General features: G+C 74.0%; 12 protein-coding genes. 7 read left to right on the top strand and 5 right to left on the bottom strand.

Annotation, left to right across the window (positions count from 1 at the left end):
* Positions 1-128 precede the first annotated feature (128 nt).
* From D7294_RS19375 to D7294_RS19365, 3 genes are all read left to right on the top strand, one after another.
* Positions 129-875 carry an ANTAR domain-containing response regulator gene (locus D7294_RS19375; protein ID WP_241562483.1) on the top strand — a complete coding sequence of 249 codons (747 nt, stop codon included), beginning with the start codon at positions 129-131 and terminating at the stop codon, positions 873-875.
* Positions 876-1085: 210 nt separating this feature from the next.
* The gene (gene tal, locus D7294_RS19370; protein WP_120681460.1) at positions 1086-2180 is read left to right on the top strand and encodes a transaldolase; all 1095 of its coding nucleotides are present in this window, start codon (positions 1086-1088) and stop codon (positions 2178-2180) included.
* Positions 2181-2307: 127 nt separating this feature from the next.
* On the top strand, positions 2308-3477 hold the full coding sequence (locus tag D7294_RS19365; RefSeq protein WP_120681618.1) for a PAS domain-containing protein: 1170 nt from the start codon (positions 2308-2310) through the stop codon (positions 3475-3477).
* A 470-nt stretch (positions 3478-3947) separates the two neighbouring features.
* On the opposite strand, the gene D7294_RS19360 is transcribed toward D7294_RS19365, so the two are convergent.
* The 5 genes from D7294_RS19360 to D7294_RS19340 all read right to left on the bottom strand — a co-directional run bounded on the left by D7294_RS19360 (position 3948) and on the right by D7294_RS19340 (position 7916).
* The gene (locus D7294_RS19360; RefSeq protein ID WP_120681616.1) at positions 3948-4532 is read right to left on the bottom strand and encodes a hemerythrin domain-containing protein; all 585 of its coding nucleotides are present in this window, start codon (positions 4530-4532) and stop codon (positions 3948-3950) included.
* Between the two features lie 114 nt (positions 4533-4646).
* On the bottom strand, positions 4647-4967 hold the full coding sequence (locus D7294_RS19355; RefSeq protein ID WP_147450869.1) for a DUF6059 family protein: 321 nt from the start codon (positions 4965-4967) through the stop codon (positions 4647-4649).
* A 386-nt stretch (positions 4968-5353) separates the two neighbouring features.
* A complete protein-coding gene (locus tag D7294_RS19350; RefSeq protein WP_147450868.1) occupies positions 5354-6169 on the bottom strand; it encodes a serine hydrolase in 816 nt (271 codons plus the stop codon).
* Positions 6170-6258: 89 nt separating this feature from the next.
* A complete protein-coding gene (locus tag D7294_RS19345; protein ID WP_120681454.1) occupies positions 6259-7023 on the bottom strand; it encodes a Clp protease N-terminal domain-containing protein in 765 nt (254 codons plus the stop codon).
* A gap of 290 nt (positions 7024-7313) precedes the next feature.
* Positions 7314-7916, bottom strand: a complete 603-nt coding sequence (locus tag D7294_RS19340) for a TetR/AcrR family transcriptional regulator (protein ID WP_158674657.1) — start codon at positions 7914-7916, stop codon at positions 7314-7316.
* A gap of 339 nt (positions 7917-8255) precedes the next feature.
* Here D7294_RS19340 and D7294_RS19335 point away from each other — a divergent pair, with 339 nt between their 5' ends.
* The 4 genes from D7294_RS19335 (at position 8256) to D7294_RS19320 (ending at position 15296) form a co-directional block, all read left to right on the top strand.
* Entirely contained in the window at positions 8256-9266 is a 1011-nt protein-coding gene (locus tag D7294_RS19335) for an aldo/keto reductase (RefSeq protein WP_120681450.1), read from the top strand.
* Between the two features lie 594 nt (positions 9267-9860).
* Positions 9861-10634, top strand: a complete 774-nt coding sequence (locus D7294_RS19330) for an AfsR/SARP family transcriptional regulator (RefSeq protein ID WP_479681731.1) — start codon at positions 9861-9863, stop codon at positions 10632-10634.
* Between the two features lie 424 nt (positions 10635-11058).
* Complete coding sequence (locus D7294_RS19325) at positions 11059-13155, top strand: SpoIIE family protein phosphatase (protein WP_120681446.1); 2097 nt, start codon at positions 11059-11061, stop codon at positions 13153-13155.
* 320 nt (positions 13156-13475) lie between these two features.
* Positions 13476-15296 (top strand): 3-hydroxyacyl-CoA dehydrogenase family protein, encoded by a 1821-nt coding sequence (locus D7294_RS19320; protein ID WP_120681444.1) that lies wholly within the window; start codon positions 13476-13478, stop codon positions 15294-15296.
* Positions 15297-15310: the final 14 nt, after the last annotated feature.

Raw genomic sequence — 15310 nt, 5'->3', positions numbered from 1 at the left:
GTGCGCGGAAGGTGAAGAGGGCCCCTCCCGCGTGAGGGTTCCGTGCGGTCCTGCCGCGGCTGTCGGGGTGGTGCGCAGGCTGCCCCACCACCGGGTTTCCCGCCGGGCGGCCCGGGCAGCCGACGGATATGCCGCACGACGACAGCCTCTCCGCGTCCGACACCCTCGGGCTGCTGGGGGCGGGCCCGCCCGCCGGGATGCTCGTCACCCTCGCCGAGCGGGCCGCCGCCTGCGCCCCCGCCGCCTGCGGGGCGGTCACCACGCTCAGCTACGAGGAGGGGGGCGAGCCGGGTCCCGCCGAGGCCGAGCCGCCATCCGCGGTCACCCACCCCGACCTGGCCGCGCTCGTCGACGTCCAGTGGGAGGAGGGCGAGGGCCCCATCCCCACCGCGATCCGCACCGGGGAGCCCGCCGTCGCCGAGGACCTGCTGGGGGAGGAGCGCTGGCCCGCCTACCGCACCGCGGCCCTGGCGGCGGGGCTGCGCTCCAGCACGACCCTCCCCTTCCGCCGGGACGGGATGACGGTCACGGTCACCCTGTGCGGCTTCCGGCCCGGCTTCCTCGACGAGCAGACCAGGACGGCCGCCACGCTCGTCGGCGACCTCGCCGCCCAGGCCCTGCTGCGCGACCACCAGTGGAAGCAGGCGCGCACCGAGGCGGAGCAACTGGACAACGCGCTGCGCTCCCGGCCGGTCGTCGACCAGGCGTGCGGCATCCTCATGCACATCCTGGGCTGCGACGCCGACGCGGCCTTCGCCCTGCTGCGCCGCCGCTCGCAGCGCACCAACACGAGGCTGCTCGACCTGGCCCACGAGGTGGTCAGGACCCGCGGGCGCGGCTTCGACGCCGCCTTCCCGGCCGCAGGCACGCGCTGAACGGGCCCCACCCGGCAACCGGCGGCGCGACGGCCGGCGGGCCGCCCGCCGCCGGCCGGGCGGGCGCGGCGCGCGCCCCGGGGCACGCGCAGGTGAGCGGGTGGTTCCCGGCGCGCCGTGGGGTGCGCAGATCCGGTCGAGTCGATCGGAACGCGCCGGGTACCCGCGGGGGCGAACGATGCCCACGGGATGACCGAGCACAGGTGAATCATGAGCGAGAACGTGCAACGACTGGCCGCCGAGGGAGTGGCGATCTGGCTGGACGACCTGAGCAGGGAGCGCCTTGCCGAGGGCGGCCTCGTCCGGCTGATGCGCGAGCGCGGGCTGGTCGGCGTGACGAGCAACCCGACCATCTTCGACAAGGCGGTGCGCGCCGGCGACTACTACCAGGAGCAGCTCTCCGACCTGTCCCGGATGGGCGTGGCGGCCGAGGAGGCGGTGCGCCTGGTGACGGCCGCCGACGTGCGCTCGGCCTGCGACGTGCTGCGCCCGGTGTACGAGGCGACCGACGGCGTGGACGGCCGCGTCTCCATCGAGGCCGACCCGCGGCTCGCCCACGACACCGAGGCGACCCTGGCCAACGTCAGGAGCCTGTGGTGGCTGGTGGACCGGCCGAACCTGTTCGTGAAGATCCCCGCCACCCAGGAGGGGCTGCCGGCGATCAGCGCGGCCCTGGCCGAGGGCATCAGCGTCAACGTGACCCTCACCTTCTCGCTCGGCCGCTACGAGCAGGTGATCGCCGCCTTCCTCGACGGGATGGAGGCCGCCCGCGCGGCCGGCCACCGGCTGCCCCTGATCGGCTCCGTCGCCTCGTTCTTCGTCAGCCGGGTGGACACCGAGGTGGACGCGCGCCTCGACAAGATCGGCTCCCCGGAGGCCCTCGACCTGCGCGGGCAGGCGGCGATCGCCAACGCGAGGCTCGCCTACCAGCGCTTCGAGCGCTCCCTGCGCACCCCGCGCTGGCAGGCCCTGGCGGCCGCCGGGGCCCGGCCCCAGCGCCCGCTGTGGGCCTCGACCGGGGTGAAGAACCCGGCCTACCAGGACACCCGCTACGTGGACGAGCTGATCGCCCCCGGCGTCGTCAGCACCATGCCCGAGTCCACGCTGCACGCCTTCGCCGACCACGGCCGGGTCGCCGGCAACACCATCGAGGGCACCTACGAGGCGGCCCAGCACACCCTCGACCGGCTCGCGGAACTCGGCGTCTCCTACGAGGAAGTGGTCGGCTTCCTGGAGGACGACGGCGTCGCCCGCTTCGAGTCCTCCTGGGACGACCTGCTGCAGACGGTGCGCGCCGCCCTGTGAGCCCGCGCTCACGGCCGGTGCCCGGCGGCCTTCAGACGGCCCTCCCGGCGCCTGAGCGGCGAGAAAACCGGCGCGGCCCCGCGAGGTGCACGAACGTTTCTTCGCCTGGGCGTACTACTGTGCGGCCATGGCAGATACGGATGAGTTCGCGGCCGAGCTCGCCGATTTCCGCAAGCGTGTCGAGGAGCTGCGCGCCATGCGGACGCTGCCCTTCGAGGAGCGGATCGGCGCCCTCGACGCCGCCCTGTTCGAGCTTCACTACGCGGCCGACGTGCTGTGGCCGCGCTTCGAGGAACTGGAGGGCGCGCACGCGCACTCCGAGTCCGCCGCCGGCGGCCGGGAGCAGCGCCTGCTGAGGGCGCTGTTCCAGCGGCTGCCCTTCGCCGCGGTGCTGCTGGACGCGGACAGCGTGGTGCGGCGGCTGAACGCCGCGGCCTGCCGCCTCTTCGGGGTGCGCGGCGGCTACGCCACCGGCAGGCCGCTGATCGCCTCGCTGCGGCACGAGGGCAGGGCCGCCTTCCGCGGCCAGGTCGCGGCCGTGGCCCGCGGGGAGGGGGACCGCAGCATGGTGGTGCAGCTCCTGCGGGCGCCCGAGCCGCACGGCGCCTCGGGGCTGCGGGTCACGCTCAGCGGGGTGCGGCCCTCGGGCGAGCGGCGCCGCGCCGTGCTCGCCGTCTTCCAGACCGCGGCCGAGACCGCGGTGGCCGCGCCCCTGGCCGCCCCGGCGGGCGGACCGCACCAGGGGCGGCCGGACCCGGTGGAGGTGAGCCGGCACGCCGAACTGATGGATCTGGTCGACGACATGGCCACCGTGCTGCTCACCCACCGCGCCGTGGGCGCCGAGCAGGTGCTGCGGCGCGCCTGCGGGGTGCTGCGCGGCAGGTTCGCCGACTGGGTGCTGGCCGACGCCGCGGAGGCGGGCGGCGAACGGCTGCGGCGCGTGGCCGTGTTCGGTCCCGCCGAGGGGCAGGCCCGGGCACGCCGCGACGCGCTGGCCGGGCAGTCCCCGGAGGCGGCCCCGCTGATCGTGGAGGCGGCGCGCTCGGGCGGCAACGCGGTGCGGGTGTGGCCCGAGGACCCGCTCGCCCTGGGGAAGACCGCGGACGGCGCCTCGGTCCTCGCGGCCACCGGCGCCTCCTCGCTGCTGTGCGTGCCGCTGCTGCTGCCCTCGGGCACGGTCCGCGGCGTCCTCACGCTGATCCGCTCCGGCGGCAACCGGGCCTTCGAACTGGCCGAGGCCGGGGCGATGGACCGGATGGCCCGCCACATCGCCCTGGCCCTGCTGCACGCCTCCTGAGGCCGCCGCCGCGGAACCCGCGGGTCTGCGCGCCCCCTGCGCGGCAGGGCCCGCCCGTCTCGCGGGAGACGGGCGGGCCCGGCCGGCCGGCGCCGTCCGGCCCGGCACGGCGCGCCCGCGTGGCGCGCCTGGACCGGGGGCCTCAGCCGCCCGCGCCCAGGGGGCCGGGGCCGGGCGGCGGCGGGTCGGGGGGAGCCGGGGCCGGCGGGGGAGTGGGCACGTCGGGACCCGGCTCTGGCCCGGGCGCGGGCCCCGGCTGCGGGCCGCCCGGCTCCGGGGGCGGCGTCGGCGTGGGCGGAAGCGGATCGGGCTCCATCGGAGGATGTCTGCTCATCGCGGAATCTCGCTCTTCGAACGGCCACACTGCTGACCGGGCGGGGGCGCGTACCCCCGCCCAACCGAAGGCGAGTGCCCCCACGGCAGCCGGGGCAAACCGCGGCACCCCCGCCCCGCGGGCCGGGCCAGGGCCGTCAGCGCGAGGAGGCGGAGTTGATCGCGTCCCGGGTGCGGTCCACCAGGGAGGCGAAGGGGCCCACGGTCCACTGCGCCGCCGGCTTGCCCGCCGCCCCGGGGTGCGGATGGGTCGGCGCCACCTTCTCCGCCGCCCGCAGCATCGTGCCCATCCGCTTCAGCTGCGCCTCGTTGCGCCCGGCGCGCACGGCCGGGAACTCCTCGTTCTCCTCCCGTGCGGCGTGCGCCAGCACGGCCTGCTCGAACTCCAGGAACGTGCGGTCGAAGTCGCGGCTGTCGATGGTCATCTTCTCCAGTTTGAGGAGCACCTCATTGGCCTGCTCCTCCTCGTGGTTGCGCGCGTTGGCCTCCTCGGCGCCCGCGGTGTCCCGCGCGACGGGCCGCAGCACCATCTCCTCCGCGGTCTCGTGCACCGCGAGGAGGGCGCGCAGCTCGTCGAACGCCTGCTGCTTGTGCTCGCCCCGCGCGCTTTTCACGTCGGTGAACAACTCCCGAATCCTGGCGTGCTGTTCCAGCAGGATGCGGATGGCGTCGCCCTCCGGCAGGTCCGCCGTCTGCCCCCGGCCCGCGTTGCCCTCGTTCACCACAGCTGCCCTTCCTCTCGGTGACTCCCGGCGCGCCCCGGATTGCGGCCGCTCCGGCTCCTGGCCGCCCGGGTTCCCGGCGGAGGGCGGACGAAACGGCCGGCCCGGGCCGGGTCAGGGGGCGGCGCGGCCGATGTCCCGCAGCTGCCGGTCCAGGGCCAGCTCCTCGGGGCTGAGGGGCGCGTCGGGGCACCAGCGTTCGGGAGAGGCGGCGGGCGGCAGGCCGCCGGGCGCCTGCGGCGGCGCCGGCTCGCCCGCCCCCTCGGCGGTCGCCGCCTCGCGGACCACGAGGCGGAGGTCGGGGGGCCAGGGCAGCCACACCCAGCCGTAGAGGGTCAGCGTCCGGTGCACCGCCCGCCACGCCCGGCGGCAGGCGGCGGGCAGGCGGCGCGCACCGCCGTCCGGAGAATCCCGAAACCGTTCACTGCCCGTCACTGTTGCCGTCCTTCGTCTGGACTTGCCGCAGAATTGCCGTGACGCAGGATTGGTCTCGGCTCTTGCGCATTGCTTGGGGCACGCTAACGTCCCCGCTGAACGCGCCAATTCGATCGGGCAATATAAGAGTCAATCGAAAAGGCCGACCATTGTTGCCCATTCCGAGCCTGTCTGCTTTTTCCCTTATGTCGCGGCCATTGGCGCTTCCGGCCGGATGGCGATGCCGCCCGTCCCGGCGGGGATTTCCGGGTGGCGATGTGGGGTCGGGCCCCCGGTGACGGCAGGTGCCGGGCGGTGCCCGGGACGCGTGGGGCGCGCCTGGGCAGATGACGCTGTGCCAGGGACCGGCCGGAGCCCTGGCACATCTTTCGTCCCGTTCTAAAGAATCACTTGGCTCCCGCTTGCCTCCTGACCGACCGCGCCCGCGCCGGGACCCTGGGTGAGGGGCACCGCGGTCGCGCAGTGTCGTCCCTGTTCATCACGCGCATCCGGGAGCGCAAGCTGCCGGGGGTGCCGTGGTCGTGGGAGTCGAGGAACGCCACCGGCCCGGCCGGCGAGTCGAAAGTCCGGCGGTCGCGCGGGGTGAGCGGAATGTCGGGATACCCGTCGGCGCGGGCGAGCAGGCCGTCGCCGGCTGCGATGATCTCGATGGTGACGGCGTGCGAGACGTAACGGCCGGCGTAGCGGGACAGGTCGGCCGGCGCGGGCTGGGGCTTGGGACCGGACACCGGCCCTGGCGCGTCAAGCAGTGCGGTGACGGCGTTGACCCCCTGATCGGAGTTGGAGAGCACGACGACGGCGGTCCGGGTGGTGGGGTCGGCGGCGATCAGGCCGGATTGGCCGGGATTGGCGCCGCCGACGCGCACGCTGGACTGGGCGGCGTTGGCCCAGATCATCCAGCCGAGCCCGGCCCCGCGCATGGTGGCCACGCCTCCCGGGGCCGGCGCATGCAACGTCCGCATGACGTCCGTGCCGGGCGTCATCAGGTGCGCCGACGTGAAGCGGCCGAGGTCGGCTGCGGTGGACACCACGGTGCCGCCGGCCGGGTCGAGGCCGCGCGTGCACATCGGGTTGTCGATCCGCCGGGGCAGCGCGGCCAATGCGCCGCCGCGGACCGCATGGCCGCGGGCAGTGCCCGGATCATGCCCGGCATCCACACCGGTGACGAACCTGGTCTCGCACATGCCCACCGCGTCGAGCACCGGCAGGAGCCGCTGCCAGACCGCAGGGAGACGGGGGCCGGAGCGCCACGATCGGCCGGGCGGCCTGCGTGGGCGGTCGACCATGACGGTCAGCCTTCGAGGGCCAGGCCGAGGTGCTCCTCCAGCCGCGCGATACGCCGCGCCAGCGGTTCGAGTTCGGCGCGGAGGACACCGGCAAGCTCCGGCGGCGCGCCGGCGGACGCCGCGGTCGGCTGCCCCTGCCCGGCTTCGGCTCGCAGGTGGACGTAGCCCGCCAGCGCGGCGGTGATGGCGCGACGCACGGGCTTGGGATCGGCCCCCAGCGCGCGCAGTACCTGTCCGGCGACCCCGTCGGGCTCGACGGCCAGACCGAGCAGCAGGTGCTCGCACCCGATGTAGTGGTGACCGAGGGCGGTCGCCTCGGTGACCGCCAACTCCAGAGCGTTGGCCGCGGGCCCGTCGAGCCGGCGAGGATCACTGTCGGGTGGGGCCGTTGCCGGTACGTCGGACTGACGGCCGGACAGCTCGCGTGCGACGTGCTTCGGCTCGACCTCCATGGCGCGAAGCACGTGGAGGGCCAGGTTGGTGCCCTCCTCCAGCATGGCGCCCAGCACATGCTCGGTGCCCATCCTCGGGGCGCCGGCGTCCCGGGCACGCTCCGCTGCCAGTTTGAGCACCGTTCGCGTTCTCGGCGAGAAGTGCGCCAGCGCCCCGACCGGTCCGTCATCGTGATCGGCCAAGACCGCCTCCCGGATGGCGGTCACCCGGCGTACGGCTTGCTCCAGGGCCCGTTGGCACACCGCCGACACCGGTACGCCGGACTGCTTGACGGCCTCGGCCAGATCATCGGGCAGGTAGACGTTGATCTTTGGCATGCCCCCAATATAACCCCACAGGGGTTATAGATCCAGGGGGGCGTGCCACTCCCGCGCCGCGGGGCGCTTCGGGATCGCGGAAATGAGTGGTTCTGAGAGCGCGCGCGGGCTCCCGCGAGCGCGGCCGGGAGAAGTCCCCGGCGGGCCAGGCGTCCGCCTGCGGGCGCGGCCGGCGCGGTGGGCCGACGGCGCGCAGGGAGCTCGGGCGCTCATCAGGGCTTCATGGGCAACCCGTTGCCCCTTCGAGCCGCATCTCGGCGATGCGCCGAGCGGGGGGCCGGGGGGTCGGGTCAGGCGCGAACCAGGGGGAGGACGACGTCGTCGACGATCTGGTCCACGTACTCGTCCGGCACCTCGGGGCCGTCCGTGACGAAGCTGAACACCAGCATGGCGGGGCCGGCCGCCGCGGCCCGGTCGTTCGCGGCGCCGGGGCGGAACTCGCCGGAGTCGATGCCGGTGCGGATGATGTCGAGGATGCGGGCCCGGCTCGGCAGCACCACTCGCTCCTGGATCAGCGCGACGACACCCGCGCTGAGGTTCTTCTTGGCGGCCCGGAAGGCGGCGTCCTGGGACAGGGCGAACGCGTCCCGGATGCCGCACAACAGCGCCCGGATGTCGGCGCGATGGTCGCCGGTGAGCACGTAGTCCCCGGGTGCGGGAAGCGCGCTGGCCAGCGCGTCCACGACCAGCGCCTCCTTGTTCTCCCAGCGGCGGTACAGCGCGGCCTTGCCGGTGCCCGCGGCCGCCGCCACCCCGTCCATGGTCAAGGCCGCATAGCCGCACTCGCGCAGCTGCGCCAGGGCGGCCTCGAGGATCGCGGAGCGCAGGGCGTTCCCACGCCGGCGGGTGCCGGGCCGACCGGACGCGGCTGGCGCCGTCGCGGTCGAGTTCATCGGGGACCTCCGGACGGGAAGCGGGTCTGAGCGGGCGCGGTGGGACCGGCGGGACGGAATCGTTGCGAGGGCGCCGGTCGCCATGCCATAGTGAACGTCGGCGTTCACTAATGACCCGGTCTCCCCACCATGATGCCGCGCGCGGGGAATCGCTGTCCATGTCGCCCCGGCCAGGCCGACCCGCGTCCTGGCGGCGCCTCCTGGCGGCGGACCCACGGCGGCTCCACGCGGTGGCGAGGCCACGTCGCGGGCGCCCGGAAGGCGATCGAGCGCGGGCACGCCCTGCGCGTCCGGGGCCGACTCCGGTGGCCGGAATCACTGCAGTGAAAGGACCAGGAAATGCGATCTGTCCCACTCGGCGGGTCGGGGATCGACGTCTCCGCGCTCGGGCTCGGCTGCATGAGCATGAGCGATCACTACGGGCCGGTGGACGATGCGGAGTCGCTGAAGACGCTGGGACGCGCCGCCGATCTCGGCGTGACGTTCTGGGACACCGCCGACGTCTACGGGGCGGGCGCCAACGAGCGCCTGCTCGGGCAGTTCTTCGCGTCGGGCCGGCGTGACGAGATCGTGCTGGCGACCAAGTTCGGCGGCGTCGTCGACGACGAGGGCAACATGACGCTGGAGGTGCGCGGCGAGGCGGACTACGTCCCGCAGGCGTGCGAGGCCAGCCTCAAGCGGCTCGGCACCGACCACATCGACCTCTACTACATCCACATCCCCGACCCCAAGGTGGAGATCACCGAGACGGTCGGCGCGATGGCGGAACTGGTGGCCGCGGGCAAGGTGCGCGCGCTCGGCCTGTCCAACGTCTTCCCCGAGCAGCTGCGCGCCGCCGCGCAGGTGCACCCCATCGCCGCCGTGCAGATGGAGTGGTCGCTCTTCGACCGCGGCATCGAGGAGGCCATCGTGCCGGTCTGCGCCGAGGTCGGCGCCGCGCTCGTCGCCTACTCCCCGCTCGGCCGCGGCATCCTGACCGGCGCGTACACCACCTCCGAGGGCCTGGACGCCGCCGACGTGCGGCGCGCGGTGCCCCGCTTCGACGAGGCGAACCGGGAGCACAACGCCGAACTGCTGAAGCCGATCGACCGGATCGCCGAGGCCCACGGCGCCACCAAGGCCCAGGTCGCCCTGGCCTGGCTGATGCAGCAGGGCGAGAAGTTCGGCACCTCGGTGGTCCCCATCCCGAGCAGCCGCCGGCTGTCCCGGCTCGAGGAGAACTCCGGCGCCGCCGAACTCCGGCTGTCCGAGGAGGAACTGGCGGTCCTTGAGCCCCTCGCCGGCCAGGTGATCGGCTCCAACCGGCCCCCGCTGCCGCCGGAGATCGCCGAGAAGTTCGGCCTCAAGTAGCGGCCGGCGCCACCCGTCCGGCGGCCCGCCGCCGTGACTCCCAAGCCAACACATCCCGCCGGGGCGGTGCACCTCCCCGGCGGGATGTGTTGTTTTCCGGCGGCGGCGAGGCGGCGTGCGGGCGCGTGCGCGAAAGCGGCATGGGGAGAACTCGTGGAGAATGCGGAAGGGATGGGGAGGAGGGGCGCCTGGGGTGGCTCGGCCGTGAATCCCGGCGCTTCGCCCTGAGCGAATTCGCGCAGGTGAACATAGGGGCGGGCTTTTTGACCTAGGGGTTGGCGTTTATAAGGGGTAGGGGGATGCGGCGGGGCGGATTAGGGGTTGCTTGACACCGTGAAGTGCCGCCTTTGATACTGGTTTTATTCCGTTAGAGGATATGATGCGGCGAGCTTTCCTGAACATGGCGTGGATGATAAATCCCCACCTGATCGGCATTTCCTCGACCGAGGAGCCGGCAGGCGATTCCAACCGACGGCCAGACAGACAATCGATCCAGATTTTCGGCACATTTCCAAAGCAATCCATCGGCGGAGGAAAAAGTTGAGGTACGAGATTCAGGGTCCTTTCCGGGTGGTTGACGAACACGGGAGCGCGGTGATCAGCGCGCGAAAGCTCGAAGTGCTCTTCGCGGTTCTGCTGATCCGCTGCGACCAGGTGGTCACGATAGACCAGCTGATGCTCGAAATATGGGGGGAGAAACTTCCCCGACGCGCCACCGCGGGGCTGCACGTCTACATTTCCCAGCTGCGCAAATTGCTGCGCAGGCCGGGCGACAGCACCAGCCGCATCATCACCCAGCCGCCGGGCTACCTGCTGCGGCTCGGCGACGACGAACTCGACTATCTGCGCTTTCGCGAACTGTCCGACCAGGGCCGCGCCCACGCGGGGGAGGGCCGCCACCGGGAGGCCATCGCCTGCTTCGAGGCCGCCCTCGACCAATGGCGGGGCACGGCCCTCGAAGACCTGTGCAACGGCCCCATCATCGACGGGTTCCTCGCCTGGATCACCGAAGCCCGCCTCGAATGCCTGGAGATGCTGATCGAGTCCCGCCTGCAACTCGGAAAGCACCGCGAGCTCATCGGCCAGCTGCACCTCCTGGCGGCCCAGCACCCGCTGCGCGAGGGCTTCCACCGCCAGCTCATGCTCGCCCTCTACCGCTCGGACCGCCGGGCCGAGGCGCTGCGCGTCTACCGGACCGCGCGCCAGACCCTGAACGAGGAACTCGGCCTCGAACCCTGCCGGGCCCTGCAGGACCTCCAGCAGGCCATCCTCACGGCCGACGACCGCCCCGAGGTCACCAGCGACCTCTTCGGGCCCTACCTCCCGCTCCTCGCCCAAGAACCCCTGCGCAGCGCCTCCCGGCCCTGACCGGCGCGGCCGCCCCGGGCAGTGGAGGCCCCGCTCCCTCCACCCCCGCCCGGCCACGCGCGCGCCCCGCAGCCGTCACCCGCACGGCCGCCCCCAGCCGTCGTCCGGCCGGCCCTCCCCGTCCCTCGCCCGCACGGCCGGCAAGCCCCCGCGCGACGGCAACCGGCACCCGCACGGCCGGCCCCCCTCGCCACCCCGCACCCCCTCGCCACCCCGCGCCCCGCGCCCGCCCCCCGCTCCCCCCTCGCCACCCCGCGCCCCCACTTCCCGCGCCCCTGCCCGCGCCGCCGTATTCGCTGCCGTGACCCGTGTCCACGCCGCCCGCACCACCCGGCCGCGGGGCCCGCTCGCCCGCCCCGCGCCCCCGGTGCACAATGGCCGATATCGCCCTGCGCGGCTCCACAGCGAGGGACCGGTGTGCGCAATGGCCCTACCCGGCAGTACGGCGCCCGTCGCCGAGAAGGCGACGCCCTCGGCGATCGCGGTGACGGACGCCGAAGGCACGATAACCGGCTGGACGGCTGCCGCGGAAAGGCTCCTCGGCTATGCGGCCGGGGATGCCGTCGGCCGGCCGCTGCACCTGATTCTCGGCCCCGGCCGCGCCGCCGGCGACGGGCGGCCGCACCTCCTCGACGAGGGCGAGGGCGAGGGCGCGGACCGGACCGGTTTCGTCGAGGCCAGGCACCGGGACGGCCGCCGCATTCCCCTGCTGCTCCGGCTGACCCCGATCACCGCGGCCGGCGGAAAATACGGCTCGCTGGTTTCCGCCGCCCCGCTGGAAGAGCCGGAGCCGAACCACGCCGCGAGAAACGACATCAGCGCCTCCCTGCTCGGCGCAATGCCGCTCGCCATCCGCATATGGGACCGGAACATTCGCTGCGTCTGGCTGAACGACACCGCGGAAGGCGTGCAGGGAATTCCGCGCCGGGAACAACTCGGCCGCGGCGCGCGCGACATCCTCCGCGGATTCGACGCGGATGCGGTGGAGCAGGCGATACGCCGGGTCCTCGACACGGGCACCCCCCTCGTCGACCACGAGTTCCTGTGGACCTCGCCCAACGGGCGCTCCCGGCGCAGCATCTCGATGACCTTCTTCCGCCTCGAAGGCTCCGACGGCCTCCCCTTCGGCGTGTGCTCCCTCGCGGTGGACATCAGCCGCAGCTGGACCCGCGAGCGGCTGAGCCTGCTCAACCAGGCCAGCACCAGGGTCGGCAGCACCCTGGACGTGATGACGACGGCGCAGGAGCTGGCGGACCTGGCGATCGGGCTGCTCGCCGACTACGTCACCGTGGACCTCGCCGACACCGTGCCGCTCGGCGACGAGCCCCTCCCGCGGCTCGCCGGGCAGGACCCCACCGGCACCCGCATCCCCGTCTTCCGCCGCGCCGGGGTGGCCTCCATCCACGCGGACCTGTCCGAGTCCCTGTGGCGGCGCGGCGAGGCGGTGTACGTGCCGTCCGCCTCCCCCTTCACCCACGTCCTCGACTCCGGGCAGCCGCACTTCGAGCCCCGGCTCGACACCTCGCCCGGCACCTGGCTCGACCGCGACCCCGACCGCGCCCGGGTCATCCACGAGACCGGAATGCACTCCCTGATCGTGGTCCCGCTCCAGGCCCGCGGCGAGATCCTCGGCGTCGCCGTCTTCGTCCGCATCGAGAACCCGCGCCCCTTCGACCGCGACGACCTGCTGCTCGCCGAGGAACTCGGCGTCCGCGCCGCGCTCAGCCTGGACAACGCCCGCAGGTACACCCGGGAACGCACCGCGGCCCTCGCCCTCCAGCAGGCCCTCCTGCCGCGGCACGTGCGCTGCGGCGGCAGCGTCGAGATCGCCTCCCGGTACATCCCCGCCAACATCTACGGCGGGGTCGGCGGCGACTGGTACGACGTGTTCGCGCTGCGCGACTCGCGCGTGGCCCTGGTCGTCGGCGACGTCGTCGGGCACGGCATCAACGCGGCAGCCACCATGGGGCAGTTGCGCACCGCCGTGCGCACCCTCGCGTATGTCGACAAGTCGCCGGACGAGGTCCTCGCGCACCTCGACGAACTGGTGGCCCGGGTGTCCGAGGAGGACGGCGGCCCGGCCGACGGGGACGTGCCCCGCCTCGCGGCCATGGGCGCCACCTGCCTGTACGCCGTCTACGACGGGGTCACCCGCCGCTGCACCATGGCCAGGGCGGGACACCCGCCGCCCGCGATCGCCGACCCGGGCGGCCGGGTCAGCTTCCCCGAACTGCCCACCGGCGTGCCCATCGGCCTGGGTCTTGGCACCTTCGAGTCCGTCGAGTTCGAACTCCCGGAGGGCAGCGTGATCGCCCTCTACACCGACGGCCTCGTCGAGACCCGCGGCGCGGACATCGACGTGGGGCTGGGGCAGTTGCGCACCGCGCTCTCCCGTCCCGGGCTGCCCCTGGAGGAACTGTGCTCGGCCGTGGTGGACACCGCCATCGGCGGCGGGCGCGCCGAGGACGACGTGGCCCTGCTGCTCGCCCGCACCCACCCGGCCGGCCGGCACACCGCCTGAGCGCCGCCCCGCCGCCCCGCCGCCCCGTTCCGGCCCGTTCCGCCCCGTTCCGCCCCGCCGCCGTGACCCGCGGCGCGGCCCCGCGGCGCGGCCCCGCGCAGCGCCGGACGACGCAGCCCGGTCCCGGCCGCCCCTCCCGGCACAGACGCCGCGCGGCTTCCCGCAGATCTGGTATTCGCCTCAATCACGACACGGGAGACTCACGGCAGGCTCACACCGCGTCGTCCACGTCCCTCAGGCATCCCGTCCCCGTCCCGCCTCGTACCGTCTCCACCCGTCTCATCCCGCCCATCGTCCGGTCGCACCCTTGGAGTTCGTGAATGGATCAGCCCACCGCGTCCGATCCGCAGCCGTCCGCCCCCTCCGTCCCGCTGCCCACCGTCGCCGTCGTCGGCCTCGGCACCCTGGGCACCGGCGTCGCCGAGACCCTCGCCCGCTCCGGCCGCAGGGTGATCGGCATCGACATCGACGAGGCCGCGGCCCGCCGGGCCCGCGGGGAACTCGAGGAGGGGCTCGCCAGAGCGGTGGCCGACGAGCGCCTCACCGGCCAGGGGCGGCAGGAGATCCTGGCGCGCTTCCGCACCGACACCGACCTGCGCGCCGCCGCCGAGGCGGACCTGGTGATCGAGGCCGTGCCCGAGGAGTACGCGCTCAAGCTCGGCCTGTTCACCGCGCTCGACGACATCGTCAAGCCCACCGCGATCCTCGCCACCACCACCAACGGCCTGCCGGTCACCCGGCTCGCCGCCGAGACGGCGCACCCCGAGCGCGTCCTGGGCCTGCACTTCTTCCACCCCGCGAAGGCCATGCGCCTCGTGGAGGTCGCCACCTCGGTGCTCACCGCGCCCGAGGCCCGCGACGCCGTGACCGAACTGGCCCGCGAGATGGGCAAGGAGCCGCTGTCCGTCGGCGACCGGCCGGGTCTCATCGCCGACGGCCTGCTGTTCGGCTACCTCAACCAGGCCGCCGCCATGTTCGAGTCCCGCTACGCCACCCGCGAGGACATCGACGCGGCGATGCGCTTCGGCTGCGGCCTGCCCATGGGCCCGCTGGCCCTGCTCGACCTCGTCGGCATCGACACCGCGCACGCCGTTCTCGAGGCGATGTACGAGCGCACCGGCGAGCGGCCCCACGCGCCCGCCCCGGTCCTCGGGCACCTGGTCGAGGCCGGCATGACCGGCCGCAAGGCCGGCCGCGGCTTCTACACCTACGAGAGCGAGGGCAGCGGCACCGTCGTGCCCGACGTCCTCACCCCCACGGGGCCCGCAAGGCTCGCCGAGCCCCGGCAGGTCGAGGCCGTCGGCATCGCCGGCTCGGGCACCATGGCCACCGGCATCGCCGAGGTCTTCGCGGTGTCCGGACTGCCCGTGGTCATCGCCGCGCGCAGCAAGGAGAAGGCGGTCGCGGGGGTGGACCGCATCGCCGCCTCGCTGGCCCGCTCCGTCCGCAAGGGCCGGCTGACCGCGGCCGACCGGGACGCCGTGCTGGCCCGGATCGAGCCGGCCAACTCGCTCGCCGCCCTGTCCACCTCCGACCTGGTGATCGAGGCCGTGGCCGAGGAACTCGACGTGAAGCGCGGCCTGTTCGCCGAGCTCGACGCGCTCTGCCGCCCGGGCGCCGTGCTCGCCACCACCACCTCCTCGCTGCCGGTCATCGCCTGCGCCCGCGCCACGAGCCGGCCCGAGGACGTCATCGGCATGCACTTCTTCAACCCGGCGCCCGCGATGCGCCTGGTCGAGGTCGTGCGCACCATCCTCACCGGAGACGCCGCCCACGCCACCGCGCACGCCGTCTGCGCCAGGGTCCGCAAGCACCCGGTGGACTGCCGCGACCGGGCCGGGTTCATCGTGAACGCCCTGCTGTTCCCCTACCTGAACGACGCGATCAAGATGGTGCAGGAGCACTACGCCTCGCCGCGGGCCGTCGACACCGCGATGAAGCTGGGCGGCGGCTACCCGATGGGCCCCTTCGAACTCCTCGACGTCATCGGCCTTGACGTCTCGCTGGCCATCCAGGACGTGCTGCACCGCGAGTTCCGCGAGCCGACCCTCGCCCCCGCCGACCTGCTGCGCCAGCTGGTGGCCGCCGGCTGCCTCGGCCGCAAGACGGGGCGCGGCTTCCACGACTACGCCGCCCGCTGACCCCGGCCGGCCAC

Origin of the sequence: Streptomyces hoynatensis (assembly GCF_003626535.1) — a bacterium.
Taxonomy (GTDB): Bacteria; Actinomycetota; Actinomycetes; order Streptomycetales; family Streptomycetaceae; genus Streptomyces; species Streptomyces hoynatensis.
This window is presented reverse-complemented; position numbering and strand designations above follow the sequence as displayed.